This is a genomic window from Roseovarius atlanticus, assembly GCF_019802205.1.
Lineage (GTDB): Bacteria > Pseudomonadota > Alphaproteobacteria > Rhodobacterales > Rhodobacteraceae > Roseovarius > Roseovarius atlanticus_A.
Genome location: NZ_JAHVHQ010000002.1, coordinates 990,970 through 1,015,277, shown reverse-complemented (window position 1 = coordinate 1,015,277; position 24,308 = coordinate 990,970). Strand labels below are relative to the sequence as shown.

The window sequence follows — 24,308 nt, the reverse complement described above, 5'->3', positions numbered from 1 at the left end:
GACATGACATTCGAGACCATCACAATCGACCGGCAGGGGCCGGTATGGCTGCTGACGCTCAACCGTCCGCAGAGGCTCAACTCGATGAGCCAGGCGATGCTGGGCGAGCTCAAGGAGGCCTGCGACCGGATGGAGGCCGATCCGGAGTGCCGGGTGGTCGTGGTGACGGGCGCGGGCAAGGCCTTTACCCCGGGGTTCGACCTGCAGGACCAGGCGGCGAACACGCCGGTTGGCCGCGAGGCATGGCAGCCGGTGCTGCAGCGGGACTTCGACAACGTGATCCGGTTCTGGACCCTTTCCAAGCCGACCATCGCCGCGGTAAACGGCCCGGCGCTGGCCGGCGGCTGCGAGCTGGCCATGGCCTGCGACATCACCATCGCCGGCGAATCGGCCACCTTCGGCGAGCCGGAGGTGAAGTTCGGAGCGGGTATCGTCGTGATGCTCCTGCCCTGGATTGTCGGCCCCAAGAAGGCCAAGGAGATCGCCTTTCTTGGAAGGGACCAGCTCACCGCCGAAGAGGCCTGTGAGATCGGTATGGTCAACCAGGTCGTGCCTGATGACGAGGTTCTGACGACCGCGCTCGCCATGGCACGGGCGGTTGCCGTGGTCGACCCGATGGTCATGCGGCGCACCAAGCAGCAGATCAACGAGACCATGGAGATCGCGGGAATGGGCAGGGCGCTTGACCGATCACTCGAAATCGACCTCGAGCTCGAGGCCGAGGGCAGCGACGACAAGAAGGCCTTCTTGAACGAATTGCGCGAAGGCGGCCTTCGCGGAGCGTTGGCATGGCGCGATCGGAGGTTCGACGTATGACGTCTGAAACAGCCGCTGCACCGGCACCGGATTTCTACACCATGATCCTCTCGGCGGTTGACGGCGCCGTGGTTGATGACGTGGGGCGGCTGCCGATGTCCGACCTTCAGCACATTGCGCACTCAACCTCCCGACGTCTCACGGCGGCGGGCCTTAAACCGGCCGAACCTGTGCTGATCCCGGTCAGCAGCCGCGCCGAGGACGTTGCCGCGATTCTCGGCGCGATTGGGGCCGGTGCGGTTGCCGTTCCACTGCACCACCGCGCCCACACCGATACGGTGCAACACATCCAGGAAGTTACCGGAGCCCGTTTTGCGCTTGAGACCAAATCCGACACACAGCGTGCAGCTCCCGGACTCTGCGTCTCGGACCAAGCAGCACCTGCCCCTCGGCCCTTGCTCGATGGGGCAGCGATGGTCACCTTCACCTCGGGTTCGACGGGCAAACCCAAGGGTGTGGTGCTGTCCCGCACGCGCATCTCAGGCAAATTCCAAGCCATCCGTACTGCGCTTGCCATGCCCGCGTCGCCGGTCGCCGCGGTGCCGCTCCAGTTGCAATTCAGTTTCGGTCAGTGGGCCACGTTCATTCCCTTGATGCAGGGCGGCACTGTTCACATGACCGGACGATACTCCAACGACTGGATGGCGAACCTCATCCGCTCGGAACAACTGACTTACATGGCAGCCGTGCCGACGATGCTGCGGATGCTGGTCGGCACCACGCCCGGGAATCAGGCCATCGAAATCCTGACCGGGGGGGAGGCTGTTAGCGCCCATTTGCGCCGGCTCATCTTCTGTGATTGGCCGCGTGCTACGATTCACAGCCTGTTCGGGTTGACCGAGACCGGGACTTGCGACCTCTTACGCACGGATCGCAGCTTTGATGACGACCGCGAGAGCATCGGTTATCCAACCCCGGGCGTTGCCGTTGCTGTGGATCCCGAGACGGGTGAACTGGTCATCAAGAGCCCCTTTGGGATGCTCGGGTATCTCGACATGCCCGACGTCACGGATACCACTCTGCGAAATGGCTGGCTGAAGACCGGGGACAAAGCCGAAATTCTTGCCGATGGCGAAGTCGTGCTTTCCGGGCGTCTGAAGGAGCTCATCAATCGCGGCGGCAACAAGGTCTCGCCGCTCGAGGTTGAAGCAGTCTTTGCCGAACACCCGGACATCTCGGCAACATTGGTCACCGGGGTGCCCGACAGCCGCCTCGGCGAAGCGATCCACTTGATGGTGGTCCTGCAGGGCGACAGATCTCTCACGTGCAACGATCTGATTAACTGGGCTCGCCCGCGGACCGAGCGGTTCAAATTACCCGACACCATACATTTCGCTTCTGCCCTGCCTCTTGGTCAGACAGGCAAAGCCGATCGCGCGGCCATGCGACGCGAAATTCTGGAACGGAGCTGAACGCAGTGGCGCAATATCGATCGGCGCCCGGCATCCGGGGAAACGTCACCCTGCTGGTACTGGCCGAGATCGGGGCCATGTCGCTCTGGTTCGTCTCCGCAGCCATCCTCCCGGAACTGACCCGCGAGGTCTCGCTTGCCCCTTGGCGTGCCGGGCTATTGTCGACGGCGGTGCAGATCGGCTTCGTGCTGGGAGCGCTTGTACTCGCAGTCCACGGCACCTCCGACCGCTTCGATCCGCGACGCGTTTTCGCCATATGCGCGTTGATCGCCGCGCTATCCACTGTGGTCCTGACCGTTCTGCCGATCGGCAGCCTCAGTCAGATCGTGGCCCGCGCGATAACCGGCTTCTGCCTCGCCGGCGTCTATCCCGTTGGCATGAAGATCGCCGTCGGCTGGACACTGCGCCGGCGCGGCCTGATCGTCGGTATCCTCGTTGGAGCCCTCACGCTCGGTTCCGCCGCCCCGCACGGTTTGGCGCTGATGGGCGGCGCGGACTGGAGGGTCACCGTGATCTTGGCAGCAAGCCTTTCAGCCACCGGCGCCGGGCTCGTTCTCTTCATGCGGCTCGGTCCCCATCACGCTATCGCTTCGACAGGTTTCGACGCGTCAGCACTGATGCTGGCCTGGCGCAGCCGCCCGGTGCGGCTCGCCTTTGCAGGCTACCTCTGCCATATGTGGGAACTCTATGCCTTCTGGGCCTGGATCGCCGCAGCGCTTGCGGCTTCTTTCCACCTGTCCGGACTCGCCGATCCCGAACACGCGGCCCGGCTGGTCGCATTTTTCGCCATCGCCCTTGGCGGAGCATTTTGCGTTCCGGCTGGCGCCATGGCCGACCGCATCGGCAAGGCGCGTGTCGCCGGCGGCTGCATGGCACTGAGCGGGGCATTTGCCATTGCGACGGCGCTCAGTTTCGGCGGGCCGGCTTGGATCACGGCTGCCGTGGCGATCCTCTGGGGGATCGCGGTCATCCCGGATAGCGCGCAATTCTCGGCGCTTGTCGCGGATTCCGCACCTTCTGATCGTGCCGGCAGCCTGATGACCTTCCAGACCGCGCTCGGCTTCCTTCTGACAGCCTTCACCATCCAGATTTCACCGATCCTGGCCCAGGCCTTCGGGTGGCCCATTGTCTTGGCCGCCTTCGGCATCGGCCCCCTCATCGGAGTCGACGCCATGCGCCGCCTCGCCCATCTTCGCCGCACATCACCGGATCGCTGAAAACGAAAGGAAGATCGGCATGACTGGCAAGTTCAAGGTGTTTGTCATCACGCAGGACAAGGCCACCAAGACCCAGGCCAAAGGCTGACAGCACTTCAGCGCGGTCGAGCTCATGGAAGGCGATGTGACCATTCGCGTACGTTGCATCACGATGAAATACGACGACGCGCTGGCATCACCGGCAAGAGACCTGTCGTCCCCCACTTCCCGATGATCTGGGGCATCGACCTAGCCGGCGAGGTTCTGTCCTCGGACAACGACAGGTTCAAACCTGTGATGCCGTGATCCTTGATGGCTGGGTGACGGGGAAACACGTGTGGGGGCGTTGTCAGCTTGTTCTATTGCGCTGTGACAAGCACCGGCGCCATCATCATGCGGTGATTTCAGCAGCGTATTTGTTCCACAGACTGAACGCAGCAGCCCGGCCGTGGCGATAGGATACTGCGTCATGATGGTCAGCGCGAAGCTTTACGAACGTGGTGCCAGCGTCGGTCAGATTCTTGCATTCCTGATCGCCCCCTTGCCGTCGCGGCACAAGGGCGCGCAGGCCGGGTGAAGCCGAACCCGAACCGCGTCGAGCTTGCCGCCGACTTCCACGTCTGGCGCGAGGCAAAGACGGGCCTGCGCGCCAAGCGCCATGACATGGTGTTCGCCCGCGATGTCGCCACACTCCGTCACGGCAAGCCGCATGATACTGCGCTGGCTGTTCTTCGGCTTGGTGCTGGCCGCGTTGGTCCAGTCGGCCGCGCCGCCTGAGTCAACAAACACCCTTGCTGACGGAATATTTTCCGAGTAAAATAGTCAGAAATTCATGGCGCGCTATGACCTTAGCACTCAGCATCCCGAAAGATAATTGGCGGTTCACCAACAACTTCTCTTACAATCCTTGTAGGGAGATTTTCTTTGGCGGATACGATAAAGTTTACACCGAAGACACTCTGATCGAAGTGGTTGAGCCTGCGGGTCTGTTCATTGGGTTGATGCTCTCAGGTAGTCCAACGTCCATACAAATGGACGGAGTGGGAGAGATAGAAATCCCGGTTGGGCGGCCGGTCGTTCTTGCCTTTTCAGAGGAAACACTCTGCACAAACAAATACAATTCCGGTGATTTTTGCGCCGGAGTCGGGCTTCACATCAAGTTTTGTTCGCACCCTGAAACACGAGGCAGGTCCTTCGGAAAGGCTATTTCCTACTTGGAAAAGCGCTTTGGAGGGCAGGCCGACCTAGAGATACTCCCACGATCTTCCGAATTGCTCAAGTTGGCTGAACAGGCGTTTCGGATACCAAATACAGCCGGTTTCTACGAACTGGAGATCGAAGCGGTGCTTCTCAGTTTTCTAGCAGTATTATGCCAAATTGCAGAAGAATCTCATCAATACAAAGGCCTGAACAGCCTAACACTCCGTGAGCGAAAACGGGTCAAATCAGTCATAGAATTTCTTCGCGAAAATCTTGAACACACACCTTCCCTGAATGACCTGGCGCAATTGACCGGAGTGAACCCCGGCACGTTGGCCGACAACTTCAAAACCGCTTACGGCAAGACGATATTTGCATACTATCGCGATCTTCGCCTGCAAACTGCGCAAAGCATACTTAGAAGTGAAAGAACATCAGTCACAGAAGCGGGGATGAGAGTAGGCTACTCAAGCTCTGCGGCGTTTTCGACCGCCTACCGCAAGCAGTTCGGTCGCGCGCCAAGCCAGGAAATCCAGGAAAAAATGTGATTTCGATAAAGTCTAACATGATCGCGAAAAAGCGAACCTGCCTGTAAGTTGGTACCTCCCTCAGGAAACGAGACAGTGACCCGCAAGGGTCTCGGTATCCTATGGGACAAACCTATGAAAACTTTCGCCTTTCGATCCATTGCAACCGGCATACTCGTTGCCGGGCCCACGACGCTCGTCGCTCAGGAAACAGTGTTAGAGCTCGGAACAATTCACATCTATGCAGACCGACGTGGCGAGGATGTCAAAGAGCAGCCCCGTGCCGTGAGTATTCTGAACGAGCAGGACCTCGACACCTCTCCAACCGAGCCCGGCGCCGGTATCGCCCGCAACGCACCCGGCCTCACATTCTCTGGCTTCGGCCAGCCTGGAACCGATTTCCTCAATATTCGCGGCGTTGGACCTTTAGGGTACCCTCTCAGCGCGACTGACCACACAGTGGCTTACTCAGTGAACGAGGTGCCTACTTCAACCTTTGGATTTTCTCCAAGCCTTTTCGATATGGAGCAGGTCGAAGTCGTGCGAGGTCCGCAAGGCACCTTGTTCGGGCGCAACGCCCTCGCCGGAGGGGTCAATTTCAGACCGAAAGGAGCCGACGGTACACGCGAACGACATCTTACCTTCGAAGCGGGTAGTGACGGGCAGCTCATCGCAGATGTCGCCGCGGGAGGTTGGCTTGTCGAAGATCGTCTGGCCGGGCGTGTCGCCATGCGGTTCCAGGACTTCGATGGAGATGTATCCAACACCATCGCCGGAGGCACGGAAGGTGGCGCATCCTTGTCCGCCGCACGCGTGTCCTTGACCGGCTATACTTATTCAGGATGGACATTGAGTGCCATGTTTCAGGCTGACCGTCGAGAAAGCCACAACTCATACCTGCTTTACCACGAGCACCCCAATTTTCCCGAGGCAGGAGGTGCGAGACTCCCGACACATAGCAGAGAGAACCGACAGGTTATCCTGAGCGCGGAACGCGACTTCGACACCTTTAGCTTCACGTCACTCACAGGTTTTCAACGCCAGGACGTGACAGGCGACGTGGCCGGGACCGATGCCTACACCTTCGCGGCACTTTACGGTTTACCCTCCGGCAATTTCTCCGATCCGTCCACAGACTATTTTCTGACAAACGAAACTGAAGAAATATTCAGCCAAGAGTTTCGTTTGTCCTCTCTCGGCGAAGGTGAATTGTCCTGGACCTTGGGGGCAAACTACTTTCTTTCCGACTACGATGGACAACGGGACGCGGTCAGCGCTTCTCAACCCACATCGAATGGCGTCACCAACGTTGATATTGAAACAGAATCCTGGTCCGTCTTCGCAGATGGAACATGGGCCTTGTCAGATCGTTTGCGGCTGTCCGGCGGTATTCGCCATGGATGGGAAGCTCAATCGGTCAACGGAAAATACGTATCCAATGGTTTTCCGGGTACCTTGCCGTCATATGATCAATACGACCGGATAGAGGATCACTACACGACAGGTCGGGTTGGCTTGTCATACGATTTCACCGATGCGGCGACAGGGTATGTTTCGTGGTCGACCGGGTATGCCGGTGGTGGATATGAAAAACTGCTTGTAGGGTCAGCAACCGGCGTTCCGACAGCACCGTTCGAAGCCGCATCGATCAGAACATTGGAAGCCGGTCTTAAATTCGCGTCTCTGGACGACAGAGCAGATTTCAATCTCGCATTGTTTCATAACGACGTCAAAAATGGACAGATGTTCGATTATGAATTCCAAGGTGGTCAGGTTTTCTACACCTTTACCAATCAGGATTACCGCAGCTACGGATTGGAATTTGACGGAAGCTACCGTGTGACCAATGCGTTGAGGCTGCGCGGGTCTCTGAGCTTGCTCGACAGTGAAATGTTCAATGTCTCGGCCAGCACAAACACTGGCGCACAGAACGGCAACCAGGTGCCCCTGTCTCCTGGCGTTTCAGCAACCCTCGGTTTTGACTATGATATCTCCGGAGCAGCCGTTGGTATCACCGGCGACATTCGGCTTTCCTCCGATTGGTCGCATGTGGGAGCGCGCAAGGCCGATATAAGCAACACCTTCGACCTTCCCGCCCATGACATCGTAAACGCCCGGCTATCATGGCTGCGCGGAACTGCCACGTACTATGCTTTTGCAAACAATCTGCTGGATGAGCGCCCCGTGCACTTCAGTTCGCAATACACACCGAGCGTGCACACCGCATCGGTCGGCACCGGGCGTGTCGTTGGTCTGGGCGTGAGCATGGATTTCTGATGTGACGCGAACGACTTATCTCGGCGTTCTGGTGATCTCCGCAATTGTCGGATTGCCAGCCGCATTCTTCACGATTGTTCTACCGGCGCAAATGCGTGACGGCGGAGCGTCGCTCACTGAGATTGGGCTCGTCTACATCGTTTGGTTGCCCTCTGCGTTGAAATGGCTTTGGGCACCATTCATCGAAAGACTGGCGGTGTCGTTCCGAACGCGCACACGCGCAATCTGGTTGCTGTCTTTCTTCCTGGCGATTTGCTTTCTGCTGGTGGCACCGCTGACGGAACGCATGGCGACCGGATACCTGGTGACACTTGCTGCGCTTTGTGCCGCGGTTACGCTCAGCCTTCAGCTTTTGTATGCCGGTTGGGCAATGCAGGCCCTGGGCGAAGAGCAACGTGGGCGCGCGAACGGAACCGCCGCCGGCGGTATGCTTCTGGGGGGAATTGTCGGGGCTGCTGCGCTGCCACTCATCGCGGCGTCGCTCGGCTGGTGGATCACGGTTCTGGCCACCAGCGCCGGATTGGCATGCGCTGGTCTGTCGGGCGGGCTTCTTAAAGATACGGCGGGCCAATCAGGGCCCGCGGCTGCCCCTGCATTCGCAAAGGGCCTCAGCGTGTTGTGGAATGCGCCGCTTGTCCTTTGTCTGCTTCTGACCGCTGCCGCCAGCGGCGCCGACGTTACCCTTCCGGCACGGCTGGTGGATGCCGGGATGTCGCCAGAGCGTGTTGGGCTGATCATGGGAAGCATCGCCATGACGCTCATGGTGCCAGCCTCGTTTCTTTCAGGTTGGCTCGTGTCCAAATTCGATATCGGGCTGTGTGTCCTGACCTGCGGCATTCTCAAATGCATGGTGCTTTTTGCGCTTGGCTTTGCGCCGGTTCAATCAGAAGGCCAAGTTGTGGCATTGTCGGTTGCCGATTTTGTACTGGCTGGCGCTTTCACGGTTCTGATTTGGCAGTTCTACATGAAACAAAGCCAGAGATCGGCACCCGTGGCGTCCTATGCGGTGCTGACCTCTCTGGACGCCTTGATCCGATTTTGCAGCGCCACAGGTGCCGGTTTCTTTGCTGAACAGGCGGGCTATCGCCCGCTGTTTTTCTCGGCTGGGCTCATCACACTGATGTCTGGACTGGCGATCGCATTTTTCACAGCGAGAAAGAAACCAGAACGATGCGCAACACCCCGGGATGATCCGTTTGCACAAAAGATGCGGGACCTTCCCTGAAAATCGCGGGTGACCCCCTCACCCCCACGAAAACGGACCATGCAAAAAATGCTGATGACCTCCGACGCCGAACACCACCCATCATCCCGTGAACCGTTTGTCGCAACCGGGTTCGAACGGGTCCAATCTGCCTTCCATGACATTCAAGGCAGGCCCGAAGAGTTGGGGAGCGCACTTTGTGTCTACAAGGATGGAAAGCCCGTTCTGAATATTTGGGGGGGTGTATCATCATCTGACCGGAAGGGGCCATGGCAGAGCGATACCGTGGTCAGTTTGTTCTCGGCAGGCAAGGCCCTGACGGCGCTTTGCCTGCTGCACCTCGCGGATAAAGGGGTTGTCGACCTTGATGATCCGGTCGTGACATACTGGCCGGAATTCGCCCGTGCTGACGCCCGTCGCAAGTCCAGGGTGACTCTCAGCCATCTTCTGCATCATAGCGCAGGTCTGCCAGCGTCGAGAACATCCCGGTACGGAGACGTCTGGGATTGGGAAAGAATGGTGAGCAGCCTGGAGAAAGCGTCGCTACTTTGGCCAGCCGGCGAACATACGGCCTATCATGCGGTGACATTTGGGCATCTGGTCGGGGAAGTGATCAGGCGGGTCTCCGGGCAAATGCCGTCTGAATATTTTGCAGATCACTTCGCCACCCCCCTCGGCCTGGACCTTGCCACCCGTCTGATGCCCCACCAGAAGGACCGTCTGGCAACTTGCGACAGCTATAGCCGCTGGACCCGGCTCCGAACCGCGTTTTTTGCCTCCGTGCTCCCACGTATGGGCGGATGGCACGCCCAGTATCTCCGCCCCTGCAGCAGCGACTACCACCCAAACAGTGCACGCTGGCAAAACGCTGAAGCGCCCGCGATCACCGGGTTTGGCACTGCCGAAGGCTTGGCGCGCCTCTACGCGATGCTGGCGGGGGGAGGGGCTCTCGATGGCGTGCGTGTCTTTTCGAAGGAGATGATAGCTCGCATTGCAAATGAACGGCCTGCCGCGGTTCCGGATCTTGGAATCCGGCACGATGTCCGTGTCGGGCACGGGATGTACTTTAATCTTGGTCCGATGGCCGATCTGGGCCCAAATCCCAATAGTTTTGGGCATGTGGGTATGGGAGGTGTAACATCATTTGCAGACCCGGATACTGGAATCGGCTTTGGCTACGTCTGCAATCACCTCTTTCAGCCTGATTCAAAAATGCGTTCCATCATCGGAGAACGAGCCGCCCATCTCGCCAAGACTCTTTACGATTGCCTACCGTAACCTCAGTGAGTTCATTCAATGACCGAGGGGGCTGTTGCGCTGGTTGTTCCAGGGTGCATCTGTCCGTTCGCATCAATGGCGCTCCACAGATACCGCCACTTGCCACCGACGCGAATGTAGGTCTCATCTGCATGCCTATCGACGCTCGCACGGCGCTGGTGCTTCTCCGACCGAAACCTGTCGCGCGCAGTTGATCAATGCAACAGTACCGTTTGGTCATTTGCTCTGTTGAACCTTTCGCCAAGCGGTGAAAGTTTGTGCACAATTTGCCGGGAGGCATTTCGTTGCACATTCTGAAATCACTTGGCCCTGCCGTTGCGCGTGTTTCCGGCATCGAGGCCTTTCGGGCGGGGCTTGGTGCCCTGATCGGGCTCGGGCTGACCGGACTGTTCGTGCTGTCGCCGACGGTCGACCTGGAACTGGGACTGTACCTTGTCGCACCCTTCGGTGCGACATCCGTTCTGTTGTTCGCGGTCCCGAACAGCCCGCTCGCGCAACCCTGGTCCGCGATTGTCGGCAATACGATAGCCGCACTGGTCGGAGTCGCGGTTTGCCTATGGGTCGACGATCCCGCCTTGAGGGTCGGTCTTGCCGTGGGGTTGGCCATAAGCGTGACGATGCTGTGTCGCGCCGTCCATCCGCCGGCGGGTGCGGTGGCCATGACGGCGGCCCTGTCGCCCGATGCCATCGCGAATCTGGGGTTCTGGTTTGCGATTGCACCGATTGGCGTGGGTACCGTGGCGCTTGTGGTTCTTGCGACGGTCTATGCGCGTTTGACGGGGCGGCACTACCCCTTTCGTCAGTTCGATGATCCAAGCAAACACCGGACTGGTGATCGAAATCCGACCGAACGGCTGGGGCTGTCCGAGGAACAGCTGACAGAGATCCTGGAGCGCTACAGCCAGTCTTTCAACCTTGGCGTCGAGGACCTGGCGCGCCTGATCGGGGCAGCGGAGATGCAGGCCGCGGCACATCACTCCGTTCCGGTGACGGCGCAGGACATCATGTCCCGTGACCTTGCCACGATCCGCCCCGAAACGTCCCTGAGCGAAGTCGCAGACATTTTCCGGAGGCATCGATTCACTTCCCTTCCCGTCGTCGAACGGGATGCGAAGTTCCTGGGGGTCATTTTCCAGATCCATCTGATCCGCCAGGCAAGAGAGGATGCCTTGCGTCTTGACCGCGGATACACTGCCGCCTTGCGGCGACTGCTGGACCGAAACCGCGAAAACCCGACAAGGGCCGGGGACATCATGAGTGTCGCCGGTCCCCGTGCGATGGCCGATACGCCAATCGGGGCGTTGCTGCCGATGATGGCCGACGGGGATACGGATGCTGTTCCGGTTCTTGAAAAAGACAAGATCATTGGCATCGTTACACGAACAGACCTTGTCGCGGCACTGGCTAGAAACGTGGCGCGAACAAACGCGAATTAGGAAGACGCGCAGCCACCCAATTCGGTTGCGGCAAAATATTTGATCTACTCATCGTTAGGTAACTGGTCCTTGCCGCTCCATCTTTGCAACACTGGATCAGGCCTCCCAGTAATACGCGAAATATCCCTTGTCCGCATCAAGCCCGAGCGTGTGTCGAAACCTTGCTTTCGCATCCCGGACAAGGGATTTTTCGGCGGCAACCCAGACGAAACGGTCGGGTCCCGGGGGCAAGGGCGCTTGCGACAGACGATCCCACAGCCTTTCGTGCCGCTGTCGGACGCACCAGGTCAGGGCGATCCCGTCGGGACGCGGCAGGTCGCAGATGTCGGCGTCCGTGCCCACCTCGAGAATGACGTGACCTCGCCGGTCGGGTTCTGATGTCTCGAGGATACGTCGGATCGCCGGAAGGGCCGTCTCGTCTCCGGCGATCAGAAGATGTCGCGCGCGCGGAAATCCACCGCTGCCGGGGCCGCTGATGCCGACGATATCGCCGGGACGCGCCGTCCGGGCCCAGCCTGTCGCACGCCCGCCCTCATGTTCGAAGACGTCGAACGTGAAGCGCCCCCTGCCCGGATCGAGCGCGACAAAGGTGTAGGCCGCGCGATGCAGACGATCCTCGCCGTCGGGCATCACCGTACGTCCATTGGCGTCGAGGCGCGGCCAGACGGGCGCGCGTCCCTCGGGGGGCAAAAGAAGGGAGAAATGCATTCCTCTCTCCTCCGACAGGCGCAAGGTGTCGGCGCAGTCGAGAGTGACCCGCAGGAAATTCGGCCCGACACGCCGGACACCTTGAACCGTGGCGGTGCAGAAGTTGAGCGGCGCGCGGTTGCGCTGGATATCGCCTTCCCAGGTCGCGCCCTGGGTCAGGCCGGGCGCGACGTGATCCAGAATGTGATGCAGGTAGTCGCGAATGTTCTGCAATGCCGTCGCGTCCGCAGCCTCGATAAGTACCTGCAGGCCTGCGCGGTCAACCTCGAGCGACACGGACGCCAGAGGTGGTCTCACCAGCAGGCCGGCTTCGGTCTCTTCCACGGGAAGGTCGGCCTCGCGGGCATGGGCCGAGATGTGCGGAATGACATCGTCCGGCAAGGTGCCCCGGAACACCGCGTGGGCGTGCAGGATCTTACTCATGATGCAACCTCTCGACGTTCCGGTGCGGGGCTGGCCCGATGGCGGCCCACTGGCAGCATCATCGGCCGGCCGGAGGTGGGATCGGGCATGACCCGGCAGGCCACCCCGAAAACCTCCCACACCATGCGTTCCGTCAGAACGGTGTCCGGCGTGCCCGCCGCGTGTACAGTGCCGCTGCCCATTGCGATCAGGTGGTCGGCATAGCGGGCGGCGAGGTTGAGATCGTGCAGAACCATGACAATGGTCGTGCCGCGGGCCTGGTTCAGATCGACCAGCAGGTCGAGGATTTCGACCTGGTGCGCGATATCCAGAAAGGTCGTCGGTTCGTCGAGCAGGAGGATATCCGTCTGCTGCGCCAGAGCCATGGCGATCCAGACCCGCTGGCGTTGTCCTCCGGACAGCTGGTCGATCTCCCGCTCGGCAATGTCGGTGGTTCGCGTCGCGTCCAGCGCGGCGGCGATCGCCTTGTCATCGGCACCTGTCCAGCGCGACAAGATACCCTGATGCGGATGGCGGCCGTGACTGACGAGGTCCGCCACGGTGATGCCGTCCGGGGCGATGGGCGATTGTGGCAAGAGGCCCATCCGGCGGGCCAGCTCGCGCGTGGGGATATCGCGCACCGAGCGGCCATCGAGCACGACCTGCCCGGCGCTTGGCCGCAACAGCCGCGCGAGACACCGCAGAAGTGTGGACTTGCCACAGGCGTTGGCCCCGACAATCGCGGATATGGTCCCCGGAGGCACCGTGACGTCGAGGCCGGTGAGGATCTTTCGCGTGCCGTAACCGGCCTCCAGTGCTGCGACGTGCAGTGTGCTCATGAGCCGCCTCCGCTGCGGTGGGATCTGATGATCAGATAGACGAGGTATGGCGCGCCAAGGGCCCCGGTGATAACGCCCACGGGATAGCGCCCCGACAATAGGTGCTGACCTGCGTAATCGCTCAGCAGGACAAGCAAGGCCCCCACAAGGGCGGAGGTCAGCAAGGGCGTCCGGCCAGTGCCGGCAATCCGCACGGCAACCGGCCCCGAAAGGAAGGCGACGAAGGCGACCGGCCCCGACACCGCCGTCGCCACCGCGATCAGCCCGACGGCGGCCATGACCAATACCAGCTTTTCGAAACGCAGCGGAACACCCAGCGCGGCGGCGGCGTCATCGCCAAGGCGCATCACCTCCAGATGGCCGCGCCGGACCAGAAGCGTGCCTCCCAGCAGAACCAGCGACAGCAGGACGGGGAGCGCTTCGGACAAGGTCGCGCCGTTGACGCTCCCGGTCAGCCAGCGCAAGGCGTCTTGCAGCGACCAGGCCGGGGCGCGCGACAGGACATAGGCGATCATGCTGTCGAGCATGGCAGAGATCCCGATGCCGATCAGGATCAGTCGTGCGCCCGAGACCCCGTCACGCCAGGCCAGCAGGTAGATCAGCAGGGCCACCATCATCCCGGCAACGACCGCGGCGACCGAGACGGCCAGCCCGCTCCAGCCCAGGACGACGATGGCGAACACGGCCGCCGCGCTGGCGCCGGCGCTGATGCCGATGATATCCGGGCTGGCCAGTGGATTGCGCAGCAATGTCTGGAAGATCACCCCGCCAAGTCCGAAGCTCATTCCGGCAAGGATCGACAGGATCGCGCGGGGCAGGCGCAGTTCCAGGATGCTGAAACTTGCGCCGGGCACGTCGTGCCCGGCCAGCACGCGCAACAGGTCCGATGGCGGGGTCATGGTCGGGCCGGTGAGCAGCGTCAGCCCGACGCCCGCGACGCCAAGCCCCAGCATGATGGCAACAAGCTGCAGGCGAGCCCTTCGCCGCGACAGGCGCAGCGCCGCGATCCACGCAGTCGCGTCTTTATGCGCAACATCGCTCACAGGTCGCGAACCCGCCGCTTGCGCACGATCCAGATGAAGACCGGCGCACCGATGAAGGCCGTGACGATGCCGACATCCATCTCGGAGGGGCGGGCCACGATGCGTCCGATGACGTCCGCGCCGATCAGAAGGATCGCACCCGTCAGGGCTGCGAACGGCAGGAGCCAGCGGTGGTCCACGCCCACAAGCAACCGGCATACGTGCGGCACGACCAGCCCGACAAAACCGATCGGACCGCAGATCGCGGTGGTCGCCCCGCAAAGCAGCACAGCCCCCAGCGCCGCGCTTGCCCGAGCCACGACGACATTCGCGCCCAGCCCGGCCGCCGCATCGTCGCCCAGGGCCAGCAGGTTCAGGCTGCGGGCGGACAGCAGGCACAGGATCAGACCGGCCAGCAGAATGGGCAGGCACGGCAGTATGGCATCGAAACTGGCGCCGCCGATCCCGCCGACCTGCCAGGACCGCACTCCCCCGGCAATATCGTTGCGTGGCAGGATGATCGCGATCGTGAAAGAGGATGTCGCGATGGCCGTCGCCGCCCCGGCCAAGGCCAGCTTCAACGGTGTCGCGCCGCCTCGCCCGAGCGACCCGATAGTATAGACGAAACAGGCCGCCAGTCCGGCCCCGAGGATCGCGGTCCAGACAAACGCGTCGAGCGTCTGCATCCCGAACCACGCGATGCCGATCACCACGGCCATCGCCGCACCCGCATTGACGCCCAGTATGCCGGGATCGGCCAGCGGGTTGCGGGTGACACCCTGCATGACGGCTCCGGCCAGCCCAAGCGCGGCCCCGGCGAGGACCGCGAGCATCGTGCGGGGCACTCGAACGGCCACGACCGCCTGCCCAATCGTTTCGGTGGAGCCTGTGGCGCCTGCCAGGATATCGCCCCATCCAACCGCGCGCGTGCCCAGGCTGACCGACACGAGGCAGGCCAGGCCAAGCACCGCCAGAACGACGATCAGCCAGGCAAGCCGGGTGCTCCGGGGGCGCCGCAAGGCGTCAAGGGTCGCCTCTGTGGGGACTGCGTCGGTCATTCCGCCTTGCGCGCCGCGTCAGCCAGCCGTGCGACGTAATCCTCCAGCACGAAGGGTATCGACAGGGGCGTGGGGTTGGCTGCCGTGCCCACCGGATCGTTGCCCAACAGCACGACCGACCCGGTCTTGATCGTCTTCATCCGCGAGGTCAGCGGGTTTTCCGAGACCCGCTCCATCAGGGTCTCGCCGCCGTAGGTGACAACGATATCGACGTCATCGAACATGTCGATCTTCTCGGCGCTCACCTCTCCCGCATAGCTCCCCGGCTCGGTGGCGTCCAGGACCGCGTGCGGTGAGGTCAAACCGAGATCTTCGAGGAATCGGACACGCGGATCGTTCGCGGAATAGAAGCGGATCACGCTCAGGTCCCGGACATCGAGATGCGTGACGAACATCGCGCTTTTCCCGGCGATTTCGGGGTGGCGTGCGGACATCTCGGCGATGCGCGCCTCGAGATCGGCGACGAGCGCGTCTCCTTCGCTCGCCAGGCCAAGTCCGGCGGCATTCAGGCGGATCATCTCGCGCCAGCCGGTCGACCAGGGTCCGTCCGTGTAGGCGATGGTCGGGGCGATCCTGCTCAGGATGTCGTACTCGGATCGCGACAGGCCGGAATAGGCCGCAAGGATGATGTCGGGGCGGGTGGCCGCCACCGCCTCGAAGTCGATGCCGTCCCCTTCGTCGAACAACACGGGCGTTTGGGCGCCCAGATCCGCCAGTCGTTCGGCGACCCAGGGCAGAACCCCGTCACCGTCATCATCCCCGAAATTCGCCCGGGCGAATCCGACCGGAACGATCCCCAATGCCAGGGGCACCTCGTGATTGGCCCAGGCGACGGTCGCAACACGTTCGGGCCGAGACGGCACGGTCGTCGTGCCGAAGGCATGGTCGATCGTGACCGGAAACTCCTGCGCGGCCGCGGGCGGCACCAGGGCTGCGGCAAGCCAAAGGGCAAGCACGACGACACCGATTTTCATACGTCTGAACATTGTGATTCCTGAGCCTCCTGTCGCTGCGGTCGGGGGACGAGGACTGCCTTCGGCTAGTCGTTTCCGTTTCGTGCCGTCAAGCAGAGCATGTGGTCCGAAGCCGCAAATCCGACAAATTCTGTCAATTTTGCAGAGAATCTGACAAAAACAATCGGAATATACAATACATCTCCGCACGATCCTGCGCTATGTGCCGTCGACGCCGACCCGGCCGGAAGCATCCGGGCAGAGGTTTGGCAAAGAACAGCCAGCGGGAAACCGGGCACGTCCCTGGGTGTCTGCAGCGCCATCGCAACGTCGCGGCGCACATCACGCCAGCCCGCAAGAAACGTCAGAAGAATGGAAGCACGCCATGGGGGCACTCTTGAGAAAACACCGAACGTCTTATCCCGGCCCGGCCCGCGCGACCGCGGTACTCCTCGGCTGCACGGCGCTGGTGGCGTTCCCGTTGGCAGCCACGGCGCAGGACGGCACCGGCGGCGAACCCTACCGGCTTGGAACGATCTTCGTCGATGCCGGCGCCGAGGCGGATGACGACGCCAATTCGACCATCGCCAAGGAGCTTTGGACCGGCGGCAAGGTCGCCACCAGCGTTCTTGACACGCCCGCGTCGGTGTCGGTCATCACGCAGAAGGAATTTGAAGAGCGTAACGTCGACAAGGTGGAAGACCTGCTGGAATATACCCCCGGCATCGTCACCGATTATTACGGGACCGACGATCGCAACGACTACTACCTCGTGCGCGGTTTCCAGGCCTCCACCTATCGCGACGGCCTGACACTGGGAACGATGCGCGGCGTGCGCGAGGAACCATATGCGTTCGAACGGGTCGAGGTGATGAAGGGCGGCAACTCCACCTTGTTCGGCACGTCCGATCCCGGCGGCACCCTCAATTTCGTGACCAAGACACCGAAATTCGAACGGTTCGGCGAGCTTTACGGCTCTTACGGCACCAACAATCACACCGAGTTGGGCTTCGATTTCGGCGATGTCCTGAACGAGGACCGGACGCTGGCCTACCGTTTCGTGGGGAAGGTGCAAGACTCCGAGCTGGACTATGATTTCTCTCGGGACGACGAGACGTTCCTGCTCGGGTCTTTCGCATGGTCGCCCAGCGAGGATACCAAGCTGACCTTCACGCTGGATTATCTCGACCGCGGCTCCACACCGAACAGCGGCGGTTACCCGATAGACCGGGAATACGACCGCAGCCAGTTCTTCGGCGAGCCCGGTTTCAATTATCACGATGTCGAGCGACTGACGGTGTCGGCCGGCTTCCAGCACGATTTCCGCAACGGTCTGCGGCTGAACGCGAACCTGCGCTACAGCGACCTCACCGACGACTTCGCCTATGTCTACATCTCCGACAACGCGGCCCGCGTCGGGACGATGGTCGACCGTTTCTATTTCGGTACGGACAGCACCGCGGAAGAGGTGATCGGCAACGTGATTTTGCAGTACGACACCAGTTTCGGCAGCGTTGACAGCAGCACGCTGGCCGGGCTGGAGTTTCGCGACGCATCGACCACCAGCGCGTCGATCTTCGGGGCCTACACGCCGATCGACGTCACCAACCCGGTCTATTCCGGTGCGCCGACCGGGGTCACGCCCTACAGCGTGCAGGAGAACGATTTTTCAACGCAATCGGTTTTCGTTCAACAGAACTTTTCCTTCGCGGACCAATTCATCGTGACAGCGGGCGTGCGTCATGACTGGCTGGACATTACCAACACCGACCGCCTGACGGCGACGACGACAAGCGCCGATTTTTCCGAAACCTCGTGGCGGGGGGCGCTGACCTACAAAATCACGGATCAGATTTCGACCTATGCCAGCTATGTCCAGTCGGTCGCGCCGCCCTCCATCGGCACCGAGCCCGAGCGCGGCGAACAGTACGAGATCGGCCTTAAATACCAACCGCAGAACATAAACGCCCTGTTCACCGCGTCCCTTTACGATCTGACCAAGAAGAACGTCGTGGTGCCGGTTGTCCTGCCCAGCGGTGTGATCGAGCGTCAGACCATCGGAGAATCCCGCGTTCGCGGCCTGGAACTCGAAGCGCGCGCCGAACTGACCCAGGGTCTGACCCTTTCCGGCGGTTACAGTTACCAGGATTCCGAGTTCGTGCGCGGCAATGTCCGTGGCGTGACGGTGGATGGCAACCAGTTCGCGTCGGTGCCCGAGCATATGGCCTCGCTGTGGCTGACCTATGACTTGCCGACGACCGGATCGCTGGGGGACATGTCCGTGGGTCTTGGTGCGCGCTACGTGGGCAGCTATTATTACAATGCCTACAACAACAATGGCAAAAGTCCCGACCAGTTCCTGTTCGATGCGTCCTTCTCGTACGAGTTGGCGGAGAACACGGAACTGCAGGTCAATCTCAGCAACGTCTTCGACGAGCAGTATCTCGTGGGACGGGGCACCGCGGATTTCTACAACCAGGGCCGGACAATCACGGCTGCCCTGCGCCGCAGTTGGTGACCCCTCGTGCCCACGGGCGGCAGGGTCAGTCCGTCTGCCTCGGCCTGCTCCACAGGTCGGCGGCTCGTCGATCCCGCCGCCAGCTTCCGGGAGTTCTGCCGACAAGCTGGCGGAACGCCCGGGTCAGGTGGGCCTGGTCGGAAAAACCCAGCCGGTCCGCGATGTCCGCCACGCTGAGATCGGTATCGGTCAGAAGGACCCGCGCCTGTTCAAGCCGCTTGTTCAGCTGCCACTGGTGTGGCGACATGCCGGTCGTGTTCTTGAATACCAGCGAGAACCAGCTTTCCGACAAGTTCACGCTTTCGGCCATCTGCGCGATGCTGAGCCTGTGACCGCGCGCTTGGTCGATGCGCCGCGCAACACGGCGCATCTGCGCCGCGGTCAGTCGGGCGTTGCCGGTTTTCGCGCTTTGCTGGTCCAAGTCCAGCAGTGCCGTGATCAGGCAATTCATCAGGTTCTCGACGAAAAGCCCATGGCGGGTCGGGTTTTCTATTTCATGAACCAACAATCGCGCCAGCGGCTCGATATCCGTGACGTCGTCGCGCTCGACCGGATTTTCCAACACCTCGATTGCGCTGGAGCGGGGGATCGCGCCGGACAGGAACTGGATCGCCCAAGCGTAGTCCATGTGAATATCGACATGGGTGAACCTGAGCGGTTTGGAAAAACGGGTGCGAAGCTCCATGCCCGCTGGCACGAAGATGGCGCGGGCCAATCGTCCGCTTCCGCTGGCTGTCGTCGCCGAGATCGAACTCATGTCGTCGAAGAAGATACTCAGCCGTGGATTGGCCGAGACATACTGCCCCGTGGCACCGCGGTCGCCACTGGCTTCCCAATGAGCGACCAGCGCGTTGTCGAACTGGCGCCACTGAACGGGCCGGATGCAGTGCAGCTTTTCTGTATGACCGGAAAAGTCGTGACTATAGCCCATTCGGCTCAGGCTCCGCGTGGAAAATGTCGGGATTTGGCTATCCGGCACGCGACAGACGGGGCCAGCGTAGAGTCCAGAATGGCTTCGGACAGTATTATGCCGCCTGAACTGCAGGATAACAAGTCGGGGCAGACTGCTCGCGGCCGGTGCATCTTCCCGAACTCCCCGCCGCCAAGACGCCTTCGCCGGTCCGTGCGGGGCGCGGCAATACGAGAGGCCGCGCGACAAGGTCTGACGCGACACAGACATGCAACGGTCATGCACCGTGGGCTGTTCCTGCGGGCGTTCCCGCCTGACCTTTGGCGCATGACCGGCGCCCGGGCACCGGGCGTGCAAGGCCCGGACGGAGCCGTGCCGTCAGGTATTCGGGTCCGATCCGGGCTTTTTGCCAGCGGGGATCTCGACATTGATCTCGAGGCTCGAGATATCCCTGCTCCGGTCCATCCGGACGTCGACATCTTCGATCTCGATATCGACGTATTTCCGAACCGCCTGCACGATGTCCCGCTGAAGGTCCGGCAGGTAGTCCGGTGTGCCGGAGCCACGGCTGCGTTCATGCGCAAGCAGGATCTGAAGCCGATCCTTGGCCGTCTGTGCCGATTTCGCACGGCGCGATCCGAGATTGAGGCCGAACAGGTTCATGCCGACCGTCCAAACAGCCGGTGAAAGAGTCCCGGGCGACGCTCGCCCGCGATCCGCATCTCCACCTCCTGGCCGGTTAGCCGCGCAACCGCGTCCTCGTAGGATCGCGACGCGGCGGAAGGTTCGTCCAGTGTGACGGGCGTGCCGATATTCGACGCGCGCAGAACCGCCTGACTTTCGGGAATGATGCCCAGCAAGGGCACGGCCAGGATTTCCAGCACGTCCTCGACCGTCATCATCTCGCCATTCTCTATCCGCGTCCGGTCGTGGCGTGTCAGCAGGACCTGCGCCTTGACGGGTTCGGAGCCTTCGGTTTCCGCGCGCCGCGTCTGGCTGCTCAGCAGACCAAGTACGCGATCACTGTCCCGCACGGAAGAGACCTCGGGATTGGTCACGACCACGGCCTCGTCGGCGAAATACATCGCGAGCTGCGCCCCGCGTTCGATTCCGGCTGGACTGTCGCAGATGATGTAGTCGAACTCCTGCTTCAGTTCGGTCAACACTGTGTCGACCCCCTCCTTCGTCAGGGCGTCCTTGTCGCGCGTCTGCGAGGTGGGCAGGATGGAGAGGTTGTCCAACCGCTTGTCACGGATCAGCGCCTGCTTGAGCCGCGCATCCCCCTGGATGACGTTGATGAAGTCGAACACCACGCGGCGTTCGCAGCCCATGGTCATGTCGAGGTTGCGAAGGCCGACGTCGAAGTCGATCACCACGGTCTTGTACCCCATCTTGGCCAGGCCGGCCGAGATGGCCGCAGCCGAGGTCGTCTTGCCGACGCCGCCCTTGCCCGACGTGATTACGACGACCCGGCCGAGGGGCGGATCTTCCTTCAATTGCTCCGTCATTTGAGCGCCTCCATGCATAGTTTCTCGTCTTCGAGGAAAATTTGAGCGCAACGGCCGCGTGCCTCAGGGGCGAGCGTCTCGCTGGTCTGGTAGAGACCGGCGATAGCCACCAGCTCAGCGTCGAGTTTCCGACAGAAGATGCGCGCTTTCGCGTCGCCATGCGCGCCTGCCATGGCCCGACCCCGCAAGGTGCCGTAAACATGGATATTGCCGCTGGCGACCAGTTCCGCACCCGACGCCACCGAGCCGACAACGGTCAGGTCGCCACGGTCGGCCAGCACGGTCTGACCCGACCGGACCGGGGCGGTGACGATCTTGTTGTCAGGCGGCAGCAACTTCTCGATCCCACGCTTGCGGCGAGCGCCATCGTTCGGTCCCGGTGCGTCCCGTCCGGCGGCGACGATCGGAATGAGCCCCATGGCCTGCAGGGCCGGTTGATCCACGGGTCCCGCGTTCTGCACACCGAAAACCAGCAGGTTGCGTTCGCGCAGCGCCTTCGTGAGATCGCGTATCTTTTCGGTCGTGGCGATGCCGGGAGCCTTGGCGAAATCGAGCACCACCGGAGCCTCGGAAAAGAACTGCGGCGTCTGCTGCAACTGTTCGTCCAGTGCTTGGTAAAAGGCGTCGTCAGGCGGAGTACCTTCGAGCCGGATGGCAAGCGCGGTCAGGAACCGACCGCGAATCTGGAATGGCTTGATGACTGCCGGCGCGCCTGCGCGCCGGTCCTTGGCGTGACGGGAAGACACGGTATTGCTCTGCTCCTGCTCTTATCAGGTAGCGACTCGACTCGCTCCATTTTCGCTCTGGCTAATGGGTTGGTCATCGAGTGCCACGTCGAAATTCGGATGAGGGCGGATTTCAGCGGGAAGCCGCTGTCCGCGATCGCCCGCGAGCGGATCAAGTGTCGCGGCAATGCCTGGACGACAACGATGGTATCGAGAACGCTGGATACTGGGTGGCCTCGTGCTCACGTGTTGCCTTCAGAAGCGAGCGCAATGGGGAAAACCTTGTCACGCTCTTGCAGGTGGGAATATGCTTATATTCTTCATCATGATGAATCTCTGCGACCCTGTGTTGGACAAGGGGTCGTTGGTCGAGGCGCCGTAACGGGCTACATCCAGATTTATCCGGATGCCGTCGATGACTTTGATGCGTTCAGGTATTGCCTTCTGGAGCGGCTTCGATGCGCGCCATTTCGATCTTCGTCATTTCCATCATCGCCGCCTGAGCACGGACGGAAGCCGCTCTTGCCGCTGGGGTTCAACATTCACGAATCATTTTCGTGTACCGAGAGGCAGACTATTAGCGACGCCGATCATTCGGAATCGCTCGAGGAACCGCACCCGGTACTGCCCCGGGTGCTGCCCAACGCGACAAAGGGTACACTGTGCCCCACTTCCAGTAAATTTAAGGTGCTGGCTTTTATGATAAATGTGGTCGGAGTGAGAGGATTTGAACCTCCGACCCCTGTCTCCCGAAGACAGTTCAGAAATCAAATCTATAGAAAAACAAGACGTTTTAATTGCTCATAACTTCGTATTATCCCAGAAATCCGTCAGATATCTGGGACGATACCAGAAACATCGGACCTGCATGATTAGCATCTTTGAGCCGTCATTCCACGTCACCATTTTTTGCATGCCTATCGAAATCCCGGTGAATGGCCAGCCGAGGCTTGCAGAGAGTAAATCCGCATTCTTTGACAATTAAGATCACGAAACGACACGCAATCTCTTCCTGAAAACCCAAAATCAGTACAGGTTCAGCCCAAATCTTGACACAAGACCCCTTAAAAAGAAACGAACCGTTTCGCGGTTTAAATTTCAGCTTGTGAGGGGCTAATGAAGAACGAAACAATCTCTGTTGCATTTGTCCTGCCATGTCTCAACGAGGTTGCGACGCTGGAGAAGTGCATTCTCAGGGCTCAGGTCGCTCTGGCAGAAATTCGTGAGAAGTTTGGCCTTTCCGGCGAAGTGATCGTTGCTGACAACGGCAGCACCGATGGCAGCCAGGACATTGCCCGACGCGCGGGCGCAAGGGTCGTGGATGTGCCGGAACGCGGCTACGGCGCGGCGCTGCTCGCCGGGTTCGGCGCGGCGAAATCGCAATATCTTGTGATGGGCGATAGCGATTGCTCCTATGACTTCGTCGAGGCCGTCCCGATGGTCGAAGAGCTTTTGAACGGTGCCGACTTGTGTATGGGCAATCGGTTTCGCGGCGGCATCAAACCCGGCGCAATGCCGTGGAAAAACCGCTACATCGGAAATCCGGCCCTGTCGGGTCTCCTAAGGTTTCTCTTTAAGACCGACATTGGGGACGCCCATTGCGGCCTGCGCGCCCTGACTGCCCCCGCCTTGGAGGGTCTTAACCTGTCGTCCTCCGGAATGGAGTTCGCCTCCGAAATGCTCCTGAAATCCGTCTTGCTGGATTACCGGATCGCGGAAGTGCCGGTCACCCTGTCGCCCGATCAGCGCGGCCGCGATCCGCATCTGAATCCTTGGCGCGACGGGATGCGGCACCTCATCTACATGCTTTTGCTCAGCCCAAGCTGGCTCTTCATGGTGCCTGGCCTCGCGCTTGGAGTGCTCGGGCTTCTATTGATGACCGCCCTGCTGTCCGCCGGGGGCGACGACTTGGTGCAAATCGGCTTCTTCTTTTTCGGCAGCCACTGGGCCGTCATGGCCAGCGCCGCAATGGTCATCTCCGTGCAAACGATCATCATGGGGTTGTTCGCCCAGCTCTACAATTACAAGGCACTGATCCGGCGGCCCAGCAAACGGGCCATAGCCTTTCTCACTGCGTCACGGCTCGAATACTGGCTTCTGGCCGGCTTGTTGTTGATCGCGGGCGGCCTTGCGTGGATCAGCACCATCACGCTCGGCTGGATTGCATCCGACTATGCTGGCCTCAGCGCGATGCGGTCGATGATCGCAGCAGGAACGATGTGCGTGATCGGTGCGCAGGTATTCTTTGCCGGTTTCCTGATGTCGGTGGTCTCCGGCAACCGCTCGCAGCATCTGTATGCAGCAAGTGTCTGATCAAAG

The 24,308-nt window shown here is 61.1% G+C and carries 20 protein-coding genes and 1 pseudogene; 10 read left to right on the top strand and 11 right to left on the bottom strand.

Going from position 1 to position 24,308, the window contains the following annotated elements; all coding sequences use genetic code 11:
* The first annotated feature begins 3 nt into the window (after positions 1-3).
* The 3 genes from KUV49_RS05095 to KUV49_RS05085 are packed head-to-tail and all read left to right on the top strand — an operon-like array spanning position 4 to position 3,445.
* The gene (locus KUV49_RS05095) at positions 4-816 is read left to right on the top strand and encodes an enoyl-CoA hydratase/isomerase family protein (protein ID WP_222451903.1); all 813 of its coding nucleotides are present in this window, start codon (positions 4-6) and stop codon (positions 814-816) included.
* Entirely contained in the window at positions 813-2,228 is a 1,416-nt protein-coding gene (locus tag KUV49_RS05090; protein ID WP_222451902.1) for a class I adenylate-forming enzyme family protein, read from the top strand. Before KUV49_RS05095 ends, KUV49_RS05090 begins: the two co-directional genes overlap by 4 nt.
* Positions 2,229-2,233: 5 nt before the next feature.
* Entirely contained in the window at positions 2,234-3,445 is a 1,212-nt protein-coding gene (locus KUV49_RS05085) for an MFS transporter (RefSeq protein ID WP_315899549.1), read from the top strand.
* A gap of 492 nt (positions 3,446-3,937) precedes the next feature.
* On the opposite strand, the gene KUV49_RS05080 is transcribed toward KUV49_RS05085, so the two are convergent.
* Entirely contained in the window at positions 3,938-4,213 is a 276-nt protein-coding gene (locus KUV49_RS05080; RefSeq protein ID WP_222451901.1) for a hypothetical protein, read from the bottom strand.
* A gap of 53 nt (positions 4,214-4,266) precedes the next feature.
* On the opposite strand from KUV49_RS05080, the gene KUV49_RS05075 reads away from it, so the two are divergent.
* From KUV49_RS05075 to KUV49_RS05060, 4 genes are all read left to right on the top strand, one after another.
* On the top strand, positions 4,267-5,172 hold the full coding sequence (locus KUV49_RS05075) for a helix-turn-helix domain-containing protein (RefSeq protein ID WP_222451900.1): 906 nt from the start codon (positions 4,267-4,269) through the stop codon (positions 5,170-5,172).
* Between the two features lie 114 nt (positions 5,173-5,286).
* Complete coding sequence (locus tag KUV49_RS05070) at positions 5,287-7,428, top strand: TonB-dependent receptor (RefSeq protein WP_222451899.1); 2,142 nt, start codon at positions 5,287-5,289, stop codon at positions 7,426-7,428.
* 1 nt (position 7,429) lies between these two features.
* A complete protein-coding gene (locus KUV49_RS05065) occupies positions 7,430-8,653 on the top strand; it encodes an MFS transporter (RefSeq protein WP_222451898.1) in 1,224 nt (407 codons plus the stop codon).
* A 39-nt stretch (positions 8,654-8,692) separates the two neighbouring features.
* On the top strand, positions 8,693-9,910 hold the full coding sequence (locus KUV49_RS05060; RefSeq protein WP_222451897.1) for a serine hydrolase domain-containing protein: 1,218 nt from the start codon (positions 8,693-8,695) through the stop codon (positions 9,908-9,910).
* An 11-nt stretch (positions 9,911-9,921) separates the two neighbouring features.
* Here the strand turns inward: KUV49_RS05060 and KUV49_RS21400 are convergent.
* Positions 9,922-10,032 (bottom strand): annotated as a pseudogene (locus tag KUV49_RS21400) (hypothetical protein); the annotation flags it as partial.
* A 162-nt stretch (positions 10,033-10,194) separates the two neighbouring features.
* Here KUV49_RS21400 and KUV49_RS05050 point away from each other — a divergent pair.
* The gene (locus tag KUV49_RS05050; protein WP_222451896.1) at positions 10,195-11,346 is read left to right on the top strand and encodes an HPP family protein; all 1,152 of its coding nucleotides are present in this window, start codon (positions 10,195-10,197) and stop codon (positions 11,344-11,346) included.
* 96 nt (positions 11,347-11,442) lie between these two features.
* On the opposite strand, the gene KUV49_RS05045 is transcribed toward KUV49_RS05050, so the two are convergent.
* From KUV49_RS05045 to KUV49_RS05025, 5 genes are all read right to left on the bottom strand, one after another.
* Positions 11,443-12,477: an SIP domain-containing protein gene (locus KUV49_RS05045; protein WP_222451895.1), complete on the bottom strand. Its 1,035-nt coding sequence runs from the start codon at positions 12,475-12,477 to the stop codon at positions 11,443-11,445.
* Entirely contained in the window at positions 12,474-13,295 is an 822-nt protein-coding gene (locus tag KUV49_RS05040) for an ABC transporter ATP-binding protein (protein WP_222451894.1), read from the bottom strand. The genes KUV49_RS05045 and KUV49_RS05040 overlap by 4 nt, the downstream gene beginning before the upstream one ends.
* Complete coding sequence (locus KUV49_RS05035) at positions 13,292-14,248, bottom strand: iron chelate uptake ABC transporter family permease subunit (RefSeq protein ID WP_222451893.1); 957 nt, start codon at positions 14,246-14,248, stop codon at positions 13,292-13,294. The genes KUV49_RS05040 and KUV49_RS05035 overlap by 4 nt, the downstream gene beginning before the upstream one ends.
* An 86-nt stretch (positions 14,249-14,334) precedes the next feature.
* A complete protein-coding gene (locus tag KUV49_RS05030; protein ID WP_222451892.1) occupies positions 14,335-15,375 on the bottom strand; it encodes a FecCD family ABC transporter permease in 1,041 nt (346 codons plus the stop codon).
* Entirely contained in the window at positions 15,372-16,361 is a 990-nt protein-coding gene (locus KUV49_RS05025) for an iron-siderophore ABC transporter substrate-binding protein (protein WP_222451891.1), read from the bottom strand. Before KUV49_RS05025 ends, KUV49_RS05030 begins: the two co-directional genes overlap by 4 nt.
* A gap of 352 nt (positions 16,362-16,713) precedes the next feature.
* Here KUV49_RS05025 and KUV49_RS05020 point away from each other — a divergent pair, with 352 nt between their 5' ends.
* Entirely contained in the window at positions 16,714-18,846 is a 2,133-nt protein-coding gene (locus KUV49_RS05020; protein WP_222451890.1) for a TonB-dependent siderophore receptor, read from the top strand.
* 25 nt (positions 18,847-18,871) lie between these two features.
* Here the strand turns inward: KUV49_RS05020 and KUV49_RS05015 are convergent, their stop codons facing one another.
* The 4 genes from KUV49_RS05015 to minC all read right to left on the bottom strand — a co-directional run bounded on the left by KUV49_RS05015 (position 18,872) and on the right by minC (position 22,010).
* Positions 18,872-19,777: a helix-turn-helix domain-containing protein gene (locus KUV49_RS05015; RefSeq protein ID WP_222451889.1), complete on the bottom strand. Its 906-nt coding sequence runs from the start codon at positions 19,775-19,777 to the stop codon at positions 18,872-18,874.
* 357 nt (positions 19,778-20,134) lie between these two features.
* Positions 20,135-20,419 (bottom strand): cell division topological specificity factor MinE, encoded by a 285-nt coding sequence (gene minE / locus KUV49_RS05010; protein ID WP_222451888.1) that lies wholly within the window; start codon positions 20,417-20,419, stop codon positions 20,135-20,137.
* On the bottom strand, positions 20,416-21,264 hold the full coding sequence (minD, locus tag KUV49_RS05005) for a septum site-determining protein MinD (protein ID WP_222451887.1): 849 nt from the start codon (positions 21,262-21,264) through the stop codon (positions 20,416-20,418). The genes minE and minD overlap by 4 nt, the downstream gene beginning before the upstream one ends.
* Positions 21,261-22,010: a septum site-determining protein MinC gene (gene minC, locus KUV49_RS05000; protein ID WP_315899548.1), complete on the bottom strand. Its 750-nt coding sequence runs from the start codon at positions 22,008-22,010 to the stop codon at positions 21,261-21,263. Before minC ends, minD begins: the two co-directional genes overlap by 4 nt.
* Positions 22,011-23,105: 1,095 nt before the next feature.
* Between minC and KUV49_RS04995 the strand changes: the two genes are divergently transcribed.
* Positions 23,106-24,302, top strand: coding sequence for a glycosyltransferase family 2 protein (locus KUV49_RS04995; RefSeq protein WP_222451886.1), 1,197 nt, complete (start codon positions 23,106-23,108; stop codon positions 24,300-24,302).
* The last annotated feature ends 6 nt before the right edge of the window (positions 24,303-24,308 follow it).